This window comes from Kitasatospora sp. NPDC088861 (assembly GCF_044750105.1).
In the GTDB taxonomy this organism is placed as follows: Bacteria; Actinomycetota; Actinomycetes; order Streptomycetales; family Streptomycetaceae; genus Kitasatospora.
On record NZ_JBIVJF010000020.1, the window covers coordinates 34,507 to 48,108 of the forward strand.

General features: G+C 73.9%; 12 protein-coding genes. 8 read left to right on the plus strand and 4 right to left on the minus strand.

The genetic code is table 11. The features are described from left to right. On the minus strand, positions 1 to 903 hold the full coding sequence (locus tag ACIP37_RS27430) for a glutamate ABC transporter substrate-binding protein (protein WP_363623184.1): 903 nt from the start codon (positions 901 to 903) through the stop codon (positions 1 to 3). Positions 904 to 1,023: 120 nt separating this feature from the next. Next, a complete protein-coding gene (locus ACIP37_RS27435) occupies positions 1,024 to 1,797 on the minus strand; it encodes an amino acid ABC transporter ATP-binding protein (RefSeq protein WP_363584583.1) in 774 nt (257 codons plus the stop codon). A gap of 371 nt (positions 1,798 to 2,168) precedes the next feature. Between ACIP37_RS27435 and ACIP37_RS27440 the strand changes: the two genes are divergently transcribed. Together ACIP37_RS27440 and ACIP37_RS27445 are read left to right on the plus strand one after the other, a co-directional pair. Continuing rightward, entirely contained in the window at positions 2,169 to 2,924 is a 756-nt protein-coding gene (locus tag ACIP37_RS27440) for a response regulator transcription factor (RefSeq protein ID WP_350880177.1), read from the plus strand. 6 nt (positions 2,925 to 2,930) lie between these two features. Further along, entirely contained in the window at positions 2,931 to 4,364 is a 1,434-nt protein-coding gene (locus tag ACIP37_RS27445) for a HAMP domain-containing sensor histidine kinase (protein WP_363584581.1), read from the plus strand. Between the two features lie 60 nt (positions 4,365 to 4,424). On the opposite strand, the gene ACIP37_RS27450 is transcribed toward ACIP37_RS27445, so the two are convergent. Next, a complete protein-coding gene (locus ACIP37_RS27450; protein WP_363584579.1) occupies positions 4,425 to 5,444 on the minus strand; it encodes a TAXI family TRAP transporter solute-binding subunit in 1,020 nt (339 codons plus the stop codon). Between the two features lie 85 nt (positions 5,445 to 5,529). Between ACIP37_RS27450 and miaB the strand changes: the two genes are divergently transcribed. Both miaB and ACIP37_RS27460 read left to right on the plus strand, forming a co-directional pair. After that, positions 5,530 to 7,032, plus strand: a complete 1,503-nt coding sequence (miaB, locus tag ACIP37_RS27455; protein WP_363584577.1) for a tRNA (N6-isopentenyl adenosine(37)-C2)-methylthiotransferase MiaB — start codon at positions 5,530 to 5,532, stop codon at positions 7,030 to 7,032. A gap of 117 nt (positions 7,033 to 7,149) precedes the next feature. Continuing rightward, complete coding sequence (locus ACIP37_RS27460) at positions 7,150 to 7,848, plus strand: class III extradiol dioxygenase subunit B-like domain-containing protein (protein ID WP_363584575.1); 699 nt, start codon at positions 7,150 to 7,152, stop codon at positions 7,846 to 7,848. A 15-nt stretch (positions 7,849 to 7,863) separates the two neighbouring features. On the opposite strand, the gene ACIP37_RS27465 is transcribed toward ACIP37_RS27460, so the two are convergent. Then, complete coding sequence (locus ACIP37_RS27465; RefSeq protein ID WP_363584573.1) at positions 7,864 to 8,127, minus strand: antitoxin; 264 nt, start codon at positions 8,125 to 8,127, stop codon at positions 7,864 to 7,866. Between the two features lie 188 nt (positions 8,128 to 8,315). Between ACIP37_RS27465 and miaA the strand changes: the two genes are divergently transcribed. The 4 genes from miaA to ACIP37_RS27485 all read left to right on the plus strand — a co-directional run bounded on the left by miaA (position 8,316) and on the right by ACIP37_RS27485 (position 13,554). Then, entirely contained in the window at positions 8,316 to 9,281 is a 966-nt protein-coding gene (miaA, locus tag ACIP37_RS27470; RefSeq protein WP_363584571.1) for a tRNA (adenosine(37)-N6)-dimethylallyltransferase MiaA, read from the plus strand. 226 nt (positions 9,282 to 9,507) lie between these two features. Further along, positions 9,508 to 10,008: a hypothetical protein gene (locus tag ACIP37_RS27475; RefSeq protein WP_363374361.1), complete on the plus strand. Its 501-nt coding sequence runs from the start codon at positions 9,508 to 9,510 to the stop codon at positions 10,006 to 10,008. A gap of 97 nt (positions 10,009 to 10,105) precedes the next feature. Then, positions 10,106 to 11,017: a diaminopimelate epimerase gene (gene dapF, locus ACIP37_RS27480; protein WP_400808566.1), complete on the plus strand. Its 912-nt coding sequence runs from the start codon at positions 10,106 to 10,108 to the stop codon at positions 11,015 to 11,017. A gap of 197 nt (positions 11,018 to 11,214) precedes the next feature. Next, positions 11,215 to 13,554, plus strand: coding sequence for a RelA/SpoT family protein (locus tag ACIP37_RS27485; protein WP_400808564.1), 2,340 nt, complete (start codon positions 11,215 to 11,217; stop codon positions 13,552 to 13,554). Positions 13,555 to 13,602: the final 48 nt, after the last annotated feature.

The window sequence follows — 13,602 nt, forward strand, 5'->3', positions numbered from 1 at the left end:
TCAGTAGCGTTCGAGGGCCGGCACGGCCGGCGCGGCGGAGCCGGACGCGCCCAGGGTCGCGTCGTAGGCCTTCTTCCAGTCGCCGTTGTCCTCGTGGGCCTTGAGCGCGTCGCTGATGGCGTTGCGCAGGACCGCGTCGTCCTTGTTGAGACCGACGCCGTAGTTCTCCTTGGTGAACGGCTTGCCGACCACCTTGAGCTTGGGGGCGTACTTGGAGGCGTAGCCCTTGAGGATCGCGTCGTCGGTGGTGACCGCGTCGACCTCGCCGGACAGCAGCTTCTCGACGCAGGCCGAGTAGGTGTCGAACTGCGTGATCTTCGGGTTGTACTGCTGGATGTTCTTGATCGAGGTGGAGCCGGTGGCGGTGCAGATGTTCTTGCCGCCGACGCTCTCCGGGCCGGTGATCGAGGTGTTGTCGGCCTTCACCAGGAAGTCCTGGCCGGCGATGTAGTACGGGCCGGCGAAGGAGACCGTCTTCTTGCGCTCGTCGTTGATGCTGTAGGTGCCGACGTAGAAGTCGATCTGGCCCTTGGCGATGGCCGGCTCGCGCTGCGAGGAGACCAGCGTCTGCCACTTGATCTGCTGCGGGCTGAAGCCGAGGTCGGCGGCGATCATCTTGGCGATCTCGATGTCGAAGCCGCTGCGGTCGCCGCTGGCGACGTCCTCGAAGCCCAGGAACGGCTGGTCGGCCTTGGCGCCGATGATCAGCTGACCGCGCTTCTTCGCCTCGGCGAGGATCGCCGAGTCGATCTTGACGTCGGTCTTGACCGTGTAGGTGGGCAGCGCCGGGGCGTTGCCGCTGCTCGCGGCGGTGGCGCCGGGGGTGCCGTCCTTGCCGCAGGCGGCGGTGGCGGTGAGCGCGACGGCACAGAGCGCGACGGCGAGGGTGCGACGAGTCCTCATGAGGGTTGTTCTCCTGGGAGCTGGGCCACGGCTAACCGGGCTCTGGCGTCTGGAAGGTGCGTGCGCGGGCAGGGCCGCCCGGCGTCCTTGCCGGCGGCGGCCCCGCGTGGTCTCGAAGCGTCAGTGGTGGAGGATCTTCGAGAGGAAGTCCTTGGCACGGTCGGAACGCGGCGCGGTGAAGAAGGCGTCCGGGGTGTTCTGCTCGACGATCCGGCCGTCGGCCATGAACAGCACGCGGTTGGCGGCGGAGCGGGCGAAACCCATCTCGTGGGTGACCACGACCATCGTCATGCCGTCGGCGGCCAGCTGGCGCATGACCTCCAGCACCTCGTTGACCATCTCCGGGTCGAGGGCCGAGGTGGGCTCGTCGAAGAGCATCACCTTGGGCTTCATCGCCAGCGCCCGGGCGATCGCCACGCGCTGCTGCTGGCCGCCGGAGAGTTGGGCGGGGAACTTGTCCGCCTGCGCGCCGACACCGACCCGCTCCAGCAGTTCGCGGGCGGTCTTCTCGGCCTGCGCCCGGGCGATCCCGCGCACCTTGACCTGGCCGATGACGACGTTCTCCAGCACCGTCTTGTGCGCGAACAGGTTGAAGCTCTGGAACACCATGCCGACCTCGGCGCGCAGCCGGGCCAGCTCCTTGCCCTCGGCGGGCAGCGGGCGGCCGTCGATGGTGATCGTGCCGGAGTCGATGGTCTCCAGCCGGTTGATCGTCCGGCAGAGCGTCGACTTGCCGGAGCCGGACGGCCCGATCAGGACCACGACCTCGCCCTGGACGATCTTCAGGTCGATGTCCTGGAGGACGTGCAGCGCTCCGTAGTGCTTGTTCACGCTGCTCAGCACGACCAGGGGGGCGGCTGCAGGGGTGGAGTCCTCGACCGGATTCTCGGCCATCGCGCCTGCTCCCTCGTGTCGGCCCGTGAAAGTCTGAACTCCCTTGGGCGGCAATGGTGGTACGAAATCCGGGAGCCGCGACCGGCGGAGCCGCAGCCCCCGGTGGGCCGACCATAGGAGTGATGACGACGTTCCGTCAGCCGATCTGAGCGGAACTTGAGGATCACGAAACGGCCACACGCTGCTCGCGGGCCGTTCGCCGGGTCGCCAACGGGGCATGTGAAAGCGGGCGTCCGCGCCGGCGCGCCCCGCCCCGTGGCAGCCGTCGGGCGACCGAGCCTGGCGCCGGGCCGCCCACTGGCTCATACTGCGCAGGACCGGGGCCCGACCGGGCGGTCCCGGTGATCAGGTGGGGGAAGGAGGAGAACAGGATGCGACTGCTGCTCGTCGAGGACGACGAACGCGTGGCCGCCGCGCTGGTCGCGGTACTGGGCCGGCACGGCTTCCAGGTCCGGCACGCCCGCAGCGGGCACGAGGCGCTGGACGCCCTGGTGCCGGACGGGAACGACCCGTACCGGGTGGTGCTGCTCGACCTCGGGCTGCCCGACCGCGACGGCTTCGAGGTGTGCAGCCGGATCAGGGCCGGCAGCGGCGTCCCGGTGATCATGGTCACCGCCCGCGCCGACATCCGCTCCCGGATCCACGGCCTCAACCTGGGCGCCGACGACTACGTCACCAAGCCCTACGACATGGGCGAGCTGCTCGCCCGCATCCACGCGGTGGCCCGCCGCGGCGCCGCCCCCGCCTCGGTGGCGGTGCCCGCGCCCGACGCCGTCCCGCAGCAGCGCGGCCCGCTGGAGTCCCGCGGCATCCGGATCGACCGGGAGCGCCGCCGGGTCAGCGTGGACGGCCGGGACGTGCCGCTCACCCGCAAGGAGTTCGACCTGCTCGCCCTGCTCGCCCAGAGCCCCGGCGTGGTCTACCGGCGCGAGCAGATCTTCAGCGAGGTCTGGCGCAGCGGCTGGGAGGGCAACGGGCGCACCCTGGAGGTGCACATCGGCTCGCTGCGCAACAAGCTCGCGCTGCCCGGCCTGGTCGAGGCCGTCCGCGGCGTCGGCTACCGCCTGATCCCGGAGTCCCCGGCGCCCGCCGCGGACCCGGCCCCGCCCGCCCCCGCGGAGCGCTGACCGCACGTGCGCACCCGCCTGCTCGGCATCCTGATCGCCCTCATGCTCTGCGTCCTGGCCGCCCTGGGGCTGCCGCTCGCGGCGGCGGTCGCGGCGGCCGAGCAGAGCAAGGTGGTCGTCGACCGGCTCGACGACGCCGCCCGCTTCGCCCAGGACCTGCCCACCTCCGGCCCCTCGGCGGTGGAGTCCGCGCTCAAGGGCGACCCGGAGCCCGCCCCCGGCGACGTCAGCCGCCGGCACGCGATCGACGCCGAGGTCCGCCGCTACCACGACCTGTACGGCGTGCGGCTGGGCATCTTCCAGCGCGACGGCGTGCCGATCGCCGCCGCCCCCGCCGACTGGCGGGTGCCCCCCGGGGGCTGGGGCGCGCAGGCCTTCCAGGAGGCGCTGGACGGGCGGCGCAGCCACAACCCGCCCCAGGTCTGGCCGTGGACCGACGACCGCACCCTGACCGTCGCCACCCCGGTGGTGCGCGACGGCGACGTGGTCGCGGTGGTGCTCAGCGAGTCCCCCACCGGGGCGCTGCGCACCCGGATCCTGCACAGCTGGCTGGTGATCGGCGCCGGCGAGGCCGCCGCGATGATCGTCGCGGTGCTGCTGGCCGGTCGGCTCACCGAGTGGGTGCTGCGCCCGGTCCGCACCCTCGACCGGGCCACCCACGACATCGCCACCGGCCGGATGGCCGCCCGGGTCGCGCCCGGCGGCGGCCCGCCCGAGCTGCAGCGGCTGGCCCGCTCGTTCAACGAGATGGCCGACCACGTGGTGCTCGCCATGGACCAGCAGAAGGCCTTCGTCGCGGACGCCTCGCACCAGCTGCGCAACCCGCTGGCGGCCCTGCTGCTGCGGGTCGAGGTGCTCGGCCTGGAACTGCCCGAGGGGCACGAGGAGGAGCTCGGCGGCGTCCGGGAGGAGGGCGTCCGGCTGGCCCGGGTGCTGGACGACCTGCTGGGCCTGGCCACCGCCGAGCACGCCCGCCCCGAACCCGAGCAGACCGATCTCGCCGCGCTCACCCTGGCCCGGGTCGACGCCTGGCGGCCGGTCGCCGAGCAGCGCGGGATCGAGCTGCGCTGGGAGGGCCCGGCGCTCGCCGTCGGCATGGCGGACCCGATCGGCTTCGGCTCCGCCCTGGACGCCGTGCTGGACAACGCGCTCAAGTTCGGCCCGGCCGGCAGCGGGGTGCGGCTGAAGGTCTCGGTGCGCCGGGACGAGGTCGCGGTGACCGTCACGGACGCCGGGCCCGGCCTCGCCGAGGACGAGCTGCCCCGCGCCGGGGACCGCTTCTGGCGCAGCCCGCGGCACCAGAACGTGGACGGCTCCGGGCTCGGCCTGTCGATCGCCCGCACCCTGCTGGCGGCGGGCGGCGGTTCGCTCGCCTTCGCCCCGGTCCAGCCGACCGGGCTCGCGGTGACGCTGGCGGTGCCGCGGCCGGAGAAGCGGTAGCCCGTACGGGCCCACGGCGCCCGTGCGGCGTCAGGGCTTCCGGGCTTCAGGGCTCCACCTTCAGGGCTTCACCGAGCGGTAGTAGCGGGCCGCGCCCTCGTGCAGCGGGAGCGGGTCGGTGTAGACGGCGGTGCGCAGGTCGACCAGCTGGGCGGCGTGCACCTGAGCGCCGATCTGGTCGCGGCTGTCGATCACCGCCCGGGTCATGCCCTCGACCAGGCCCGGGTCCACGTCGTCCCGGGTGATCAGCAGGTTGGGCACGGCCACGGTGGAGACGGCGTCCTTGGGGTCGGCGTTCGGGTAGGTGCCCTTGGGCATGGTGGCCGCCCGGTAGGCATCGGTGCCGCCGCCCTCCATCTTGTGGATGGCCCCGGCGAGGTCCCCCAGCGGCACGACCCGCATCCGCATGTGGTCGGACAGGTCGGTGAGGGCGCTGGTCGGCAGCCCGCCGGACCAGAAGAAGGCGTCGAGCTTGTTCTCCCGCAGCTGGTCGGCGGCGTCCCCGACGCCCGCCGACACCGGGACGATGTCGTGGTCCGGGTCCAGGCCGGCCGCGGCCAGCAGCCGCCTGGTCACCAGGTTCACCCCGGACTGCGGCAGGCCCACGCCGACCCGCAGCCCCTTGAGGTCGGCCGTGCGGTGCACCGTCGAGGAGGACGGGACGATCAGCTGGAGGTAGTCGTCGTACAGCCGTGCGATCGCCCGCAGCCGGTCCTTGCCCGGGCCCTGGTAGTCGGCGACGGCGTCGGCGGTGGCGATCGCGAAGTCGTCCTGGCCGCTGGTCACCCGGGCCAGGTTGTCGATCGAGCCCTCGGTGTTGTCCAGGGCCAGCCGCACCCCCGGCATGGCCTTGGCGACGTGGGCCTCCAGCAGCTGCCCGTACCGGTCGTAGACACCGCGCTGCACGCCGGTCGCGAAGCGCGTCTCGCCGCGCGGGTAGCCGGGCGAGCGGCCCGCCGACAGCCACCAGCCGCCCAGCCCCGCGACCAGCAGCACCAGCACCAGCACCGTCCGCCACAGCGGGCTGCGGGCCGCGGTGCGGACGGCGGCGCCGAGACGGGACGGGGTGGTGGGGGTCATGCAGGGATACTGCCAGGCGCTCCGCCGGAACGGGAGGGGAAACGGTGGGGGAAAAGCGCTTCGCGGCTGCCCGTACCCTGGTCTGGTGAGCGGTGAGAGCGGATTGAAGAGCTACAAGGTCGTCACGTACGGCTGCCAGATGAACGTCCACGACTCCGAGCGGCTGTCCGGCCTGCTGGAGGACGCGGGTTACGTCAAGGCCGGGCAGGACGGCGACCCGGACCTGGTCGTGTTCAACACCTGCGCGGTGCGGGAGAACGCCGACAACAAGCTGTACGGCAACCTCGGGCAGCTGGCGCCGGTCAAGAGCCGCCACAAGGGCATGCAGATCGCCGTCGGCGGCTGCCTCGCCCAGAAGGACCGCGACACCATCGTCCGCAAGGCCCCCTGGGTCGACGTGGTGTTCGGCACCCACAACATCGGCCACCTGCCGGCGCTGCTGGAGCGGGCCGCGGTCGAGCGCAAGGCCCAGGTCGAGATCCTGGAGTCGCTGGAGACCTTCCCCTCCACCCTGCCGACCCGCCGCGAGTCCGCGTACGCCGCGTGGGTCGCCATCTCCGTCGGCTGCAACAACACCTGCACCTTCTGCATCGTCCCCGCGCTGCGCGGCAAGGAGGAGGACCGCCGCCCCGGCGACGTCCTCGCCGAGATCGAGGCGCTGGTGGACGAGGGCGTCATCGAGGTGACCCTGCTCGGCCAGAACGTCAACGCCTACGGCTCCGACCTGGGCGACCGCGAGGCCTTCTCCAAGCTGCTGCGCGCCGCCGGCCAGATCGAGGGCCTGGAGCGGATCCGCTTCACCTCGCCGCACCCGCGCGACTTCACCGACGACGTGATCGCCGCGATGGCCGAGACGCCGAACGTGATGCACCAGCTGCACATGCCGCTGCAGTCCGGCTCCGACACCGTCCTCAAGGCGATGCGTCGCTCCTACCGCCAGGAGCGCTTCCTCGGGATCATCCGGAAGGTTCGCGAGGCGATGCCGGACGCGGCCATCTCCACGGACATCATCGTGGGCTTCCCCGGCGAGACCGAGGAGGACTTCGAGCAGACGATGCACACTGTCCGCGAGGCCCGCTTCACCAACGCCTTCACCTTCCAGTACTCCAAGCGCCCCGGCACCCCGGCCGCCGAGATGGCGGACCAGGTGCCGAAGGCCGTCGTGCAGGCCCGCTACGACCGGCTGATCGCCCTCCAGGAGGAGATCTCCTGGGAGGAGAACAAGAAGCAGGTCGGCCGCACCCTGGAGATCCTGGTCGCCGAGGGCGAGGGCAAGAAGGACGACAAGACCGACCGGCTCTCCGGCCGCGCCCCCGACAACCGGCTGGTGCACTTCACCAGGCCGACGGAGCCGGTGCGCCCGGGCGACCTGGTGACCGTCGAGATCACCTACGCCGCCCCGCACCACCTGCTCGCCGAGGGCCCGTCGCTCGCGGTGCGCCGCACCCGGGCCGGCGACGCCTGGGAGAAGCGCCAGGCCAAGCCCGCGGCCAAGCCGGCCGGGGTGATGCTCGGCCTGCCGGGCATCGGTGCCCCGGCCGCGCTGCCCCTGGCCGCTCCGGCGGGCGGGGCCTGCTGCGGCGACTGACGGCCCGCTCCTCGAACGGGTCCCGCTCCTCGAACGGCGGCCCGCTCCTCCACCGGCGGCCCGGCGGGACTTCGAGTCCGGCCGGGCCGCCGTCGCCGTTTGGCTAGAGTGATCCGCATGCTGGTAGCCGCCGCCGTGTGCCCCTGTCCGCCGCTGCTCGTCCCCGAGGTCGCCGCCGGGGCGGCCGCCGAACTGGACCCGCTGCGGGCCGCCTGCGACGAGGCCCTCGCGGCGCTGATCGCGGCCGGACCGCAGCTGGTCGTGGTGGTCGGCGCCGGCCCGGAGGCCGAGGTGTGGACCGAGGGCGGGGCCGGCTCCTTCCACCGCTACGGGGTGCCGCTGGTCGCCAAGCTGCCCGGCGGCCGGGTCGAGGGGCCGGAGCTGGCGCCCTCGCTGACGGTCGGCGCCTGGCTGCTGGAGCGCGCCGGGGTGACGCTGCCGACGCACGCCTGCGCGGTGCCCGCCGACGCGCCCGCCGACCGGATGCTCGGGCTCGGCCAGGGCCTGGCCCAGCTGGCCGACCGGGTCGGCCTGCTGGTGGTGGGCGACGGCAGCGCCTGCCGCTCGGTGAAGGCGCCCGGCTACCTGGACGAGCGCGCCGAGGGCTTCGACGCCGCCCTGGCCGCCGCGCTGGGCTCAGCCGACCTGCCCGCGCTCGCCGCTTTGGACGCCGGGCTGGCCGCCGAGCTCAAGGCCGAGGGCCGGGCGCCCTGGCAGGTGCTGGCCGGCGCCGCGGAGGGCGCCGGCCTCACCGCGCGGCTCGGCTACCAGGACGCCCCGTACGGGGTCGGCTACGTCGTGGCGTCCTGGAGCTGATCGGAGCGCGGGGCGTCAGGCCCGCGGCGCCTGGCCGTTGCCGCCGGCCGGCCCCTCCTCGCCCGGCTTCGGCTTGTGGGCGAAGTCGTCCACCGCGCCCTTGGCCTTGCTGGCGCCGTGCTCGATCTTCTCGCTGTACTTGCCCTTGGTCGCCTTGTCGATCGCGCCGCCGGCCTTGTCCACCGCGTGCTCGATCTGCTCGCTGTGCTTGCCGGCGAGCTCACTGGCCTTGCCCTTGAGCTCTTCGGCCTTGCCCTTGAGGTTGTCCATCAGACCCATGGCGATCTCACCCTTTCGTCCCTGTCTCCTGCCCAACGTCCGTCACCGCCGAACCGTTCGCAAACCGGCTCAACTGCGGAAACGGCGGAGATGGCCGGAGACGGCTGGACACAGTCACATCGTCGCGCAGTCGGGGCCGACGGGCAGCCCGATCACCGGTGCGGCGGCGGTTTTGCGAGACTGGAGCGGTGAGCAGCTCCCGTACCGACCAGTCCCGCGCCGCCCAGCCCCGAGTGGTCTGCATCGTCGGCGCGACCGCCGCCGGCAAGTCCGACCTGGCCGTCGCCATCGCCCGCAGCCTCGGCGGCGAGGTGATCAACACCGACTCGATGCAGCTGTACCGGGGCATGGACATCGGCACCGCCAAGCTCACCCCCGCCGAGCGCGGCGGCGTGCCGCACCACCTGCTGGACGTCTGGGACGTCACCGAGGCCGCCAGCGTCGCCGAGTACCAGCGGCTGGCCCGGGCCGAGATCGACCGGCTGCTCGCGGCCGGGCGCACGCCCGTCCTGGTCGGCGGCTCCGGGCTGTACGTCCGGGCGGCGATCGACGAGATGGAGTTCCCCGGCACCGACCCGGCGGTCCGGGCCCGGCTGGAGGCCGAGCTGGAGGAGGCCGGCCCGCTCGCGCTGCACCGGCGGCTGGCCGAGCTGGACCCGGCGGCCGCGGAGGCGATCCTGACCGGCAACGGGCGGCGGATCGTCCGCGCGCTGGAGGTCATCGAGATCACCGGGCAGCCGTTCACCGCGAACCTGCCCGGCAACACCGCCGTCTACGACGCGGTGCAGATCGGGGTCGCGGTGCCGCGCCCCGAACTGGACGAGCGGATCACGCTGCGGGTCGACCTGATGTGGCGGGCCGGACTGCTGGACGAGGTGCGCGCGCTGGAGCGGGTCGGGCTGCGGGAGGGGCGGACGGCCTCCCGGGCGCTCGGCTACCAGCAGGTGCTGGACCACTTCGCCGGCGAGTGCACCGAGGACGAGGCACGGGCGGAGACCGTCCGGGCCACCAAGCGCTTCGCCCGCCGTCAGGAGTCCTGGTTCCGCCGCGACGGCCGGATCAACTGGCTGTCCCGGCCGGCCGGCACCGACCCCGTCGAGCTGCTGGAACGCTCCCTGGAGCTGATCGACCGTCAGGAGCGTCCGGCCGGGTAGGCGGGTTCCGGCCAATCCGGCGGTGCACCTGCGCGCGCAGGTGGCCGTGCAGGACGAACCGGCGGTCACGGCCCGATCACGTGATGGCCACGGATCACCCGTCGACGCCGGTCAGGCCCGGAACGCCCGTCTGGACATGCCATCATCGAAGGCGTAGGGGTCGGCCGCGCGGGCCGACCGTGCCCGACCGCGAGTCCGCTCGTGTCGAACTGTCAGGGGAGGCCGCGTGTCGACGGGTACCGGCCCCGAACCCGGCCAGAGCGGGAGTGTCACCGCACCGGCCGACGAGTCGACGATGGGTGACCTCCCCGTGCTGACCGGCCTGGAGGCGCCCACCTCCTACGCGGTCGCACTGCCGGCCCTGGACACCCGCACCCCGGCGGGCGCGGTGCACGAGCGGGAGATCCGACCGCTGCGCCGGCTCCGCTGGTGGCAGACCCTGCCGATCGCCCTGCTGGGCATCCTCGGCTCGCTGATGTTCGCCTTCCCGCTCGCCTTCGGCTCGGCCGGCGCGCGCGCCACCATGGTCGGCATGCTCGGGCTGCTGCTCACCGCCGCCTCGGTCGGCTGGGGGGCGATGGCCGCCCGGCACGCCGGGTACAAGTGGCCGGGCCTGCCGCGCCGCGGCTCCGGGCAGCGGGCCGGCTGGAAGGCGATCGCGCTCTACACCCTGATCGCGCTGGTGGCCTGTGCGCTGGCCGTCTGGCGGGTCGCCTACCTGCGCTGATCCGTGGGCTGCCGGTGTCGCCCCCCTGCTGCCCCGCGCCGATCCACCGGTCGGACCGCCCGGGTGGCCGGTGCGCCCGTTCAGTACCATCGGGAGGGTGAGCGCATCCTCCCCGCAGCCGGTCGGCGTCCCCTTCTTCAAGGGGCACGGCACCCAGAACGACTTCGTCATCGTCCCGGACCCGGACGGCGCGCTGGAGATCGGCCCCGCGGCCGTCGCCGCGCTGTGCGACCGGCGGGCCGGCATCGGCGGGGACGGGCTGCTGCGCGTGGTGCGCTCCGCCGCCGAGCCGGCCGCCGCGGACCAGGCCGACCGGGCCGAGTGGTTCATGGACTACCGCAACTCCGACGGCAGCATCGCCGAGATGTGCGGCAACGGCGTGCGGGTCTTCGCCCGCTACCTGGTCGAGGCCGGCCTGGCCGAGCCCGGCGAGTTCGCGGTCGCCACCCGCGCCGGGGTGCGGACGGTGCGGGTCGCCGAGGACGCCGGGGACGGGACGCCCGGCGAGGTCACCGTCGACATGGGTCGGGCCCGACTGCCCGGGCCGGACGGCGTCGAGGTCGCGGTCGGCGCGCGGCGCTGGCCCGCGCTGAACGTCAACATGGGCAATCCGCACGCGGTGGTCTTCGTGGACAGCCTCGACCACGCCGGGGACCTGCTGTCCGCGCCGCTGACCAGCCCCGAAGGGGCCTACCCGGAAGGCGTGAACGTCGAGTTCGTGGTGGACCGCGGGCCGCGGCACGTCGCCATGCGGGTGTACGAGCGCGGCTCCGGCGAGACCCGCTCCTGCGGGACCGGCACCTGCGCCGTCGCGGTGGCCGCCATCCGCCGGGACGGCGTCGACCCGGCGGTCACCGGCGAGCCGGCCACCTACACCGTGGACGTGCCGGGCGGCCGACTGGTCATCACCGAGCACCCGGACGGCCGGATCGAGAAGACCGGCCCGGCGGTCATCGTGGCCGCCGGCGAGATCGACGCCCGCTGGTGGGCCGAACTGGGGCGGGTCTGACACGCCTGGGGCGCGGCTCGGACAGCTGACGGCCCGGTTTGCCCATTTCGCGCGGCGGTGAATCCGCCCGTTCGAGTGACGCGTGTCGCGGACGGGAAGCAAGGCATCGCGGAACGTGCTCTGCTCGGTAGCATGGACCACCGGGAAGACGCCCCTCGGCGGGGTGGCGGCCGGTGATCGCTGCCGGAGGTGCGCCGATGACCATCGAAGCCGGGCAGTCCCTGACGGGGCAGCCGACGTCCGCACGGCAAGCCGGGGCCAGGCGGCCCCTGGGGGAGCTCGGCCGGGCCGCGCTCGGCCGGGCCGGGCGGGCCGCCCTGCTGGCCACCGGCCGGCCGCCCGTCCCGGACGCCCTCGAACCGCTCGTCCGAGTCCACCGCGAGCACCATCCGCAGGCCGACCTCGGCCTGCTCGCCCGGGCCTACCGGCTCGCCGAGGCCAGCCACCGGGGCCAGAAGCGCAAGAGCGGCGGGCCGTACATCACCCACCCGCTCGCCGTCACCATGATCCTGGCCCAACTCGGCGCCGGGACAACCACCTTGGTCGCCTCGCTGCTCCACGACACCGTCGAGGACACCGAATTGACGCTCAATCAGGTGAGTGCCGGCTTCGGGCCCGAAGTCGCCTACCTGGTCGACGGGGTGACGAAACTGGAGAAGGTCGACTTCGGCGCCGCCGCCGAGGCCGAGACCTTCCGCAAGATGCTGGTCGCCACCGGCGACGACGTCCGGGTGATGGTGATCAAGCTCGCCGACCGGCTGCACAACATGCGCACCATCCGGCACATGAAACCGGCCAGCCAGGTGCGGATCGCCAAGGTCACCCGGGACGTGCTGATCCCGCTGGCCGAACGGCTCGGCATCCAGGTGCTCAAGGCGGAGCTGGAGGACATCGTCTTCGCCACCCTGCACCCCGAGGAGCACGCCCGCACCCGGGCCCTGATGGCCGGTCACGAGGGCGAGCCGGACACCCTGCTGGCCCCCTTCGCCCGGCTGCTGGCCCGCCAGCTGTCCGAGACCGGGGTGGCCGCCGAGGTCACCGTCCGGCCCCGGCACTGCGTGTCGCTGCACCGGGTGCTGCTCAAGCGGGCCGCCGCGCCCGGCCCGGACGGGCGGCCGCAGGGGCCGCAGCCCGCCGACTTCGGGCGGCTGCTGGTGGTCGTCGAGGAGAACGCCGACTGCTACGCCGTGCTCGGCGAGCTGCACACCTGCTGGACGCCGCTGCCCGGCGAGTTCAAGGACTTCGTCGCCGCCCCCAAGTTCAACCTCTACCAGTCGCTGCACACCGCCGTGGCGCTCAGCGGCGGCACGGTCGTCGAGGTGCTGGTGCGCACCCGGCGGATGCACGAGGTCGCCGAGACCGGGGTGGTCGCGCTCGGCGACCCGGAGCCGGCCGGCGCCGTCCAGGACGCCGACGAACTCGACCGCACCGACCCGGCCCGGCCCGGCTGGCTCAGCCGGCTGCTGGAGTGGCAGCAGGAGACGCCCGACCCGGACGCCTTCTGGTCCGCGCTCACCGCCGACCTGGCCGGCGACCGCGAGATCACCGTCGTGACGGAGAGCGGCGAAACGCTTCAGCTGAGGGCCGGCGCCACCTGCGTGGACGCCGCCTACCTGCTCGGCGAGGAGACCGGCCACCGGTGTATCGGAGCCCGGGTCAACGGCCGGCTCACCGCGCTCTCCACCGTCTTGCAGGACGGCGACCTGCTCGCCGTGCTCACCGAGGCCGTGCCCACCGGAACCGTGCTCACCGAGGACGGGCCGCGCCCCGCCGAACCCTCCGGGCCCGCGCCCGAGTGGCTCGCGCACGCCCGGACCCCGGCCGCCCGGCTGGCCATCGAACGCTGGCTCGCCGACCACCCGGCCCGGCTCCCGGCGGTGCGCACCGGCCCCTCCAGCGGCCAGCCCGTCCCGCCCGCGCACCGCACCACCGAGCGCCGACCGGCCCCGGTCGCGGTGGCCGGCCGGCCCGGGGCGCCGGTCCGGCTGGCCCGCTGCTGCACGCCCGTGCCGCCGGACGAGGTGGCCGGCTACCCGATCCGCGGCGGAGCCGTCGCCGTGCACCGCACCGGCTGCCCGGCCGGGGAGCGGATGCGCGCGGCCGGGCGCGCCGAGCTGGAGGTCCGCTGGCGGCCGGAGGGCACCCCGGCGGCCGGCCACCGGGCCACCCTGCGGGCCGAGGCGCTCAACCGGCCCCGGCTGCTCGCCGACCTCACCGCGGCCATCTCCGCCGAGGACGTCGGCATCGTCTCGGCCGAGGTCGAACCGCCGCAGGAGCTGCGGGTCCGGCACACCTACACCGTCGAACTGCCCGAGCCGGCCGCGCTGCCCGCGCTGATGCGGGCGATGCTCAAGGTCTCCGGGGTGTACGACGTCAGCCGGCCGCAGGCCCCGGACACCGGCGGGGCCCGCCACTCCGGGGAAAATGGGGATGACCGGTCCGCGCCGGGCGTGGGACCATCATGGGGAATTCACGGCCGGTCCACGGCGTTCTCAGGGCACAGGAGCCCCGATGGCACCCGAGGACCTGAGGGGTAGCTCACCTCGCCCGGCGGTAACCGGGGCGGCAGCTGGGCAGACTCCGGG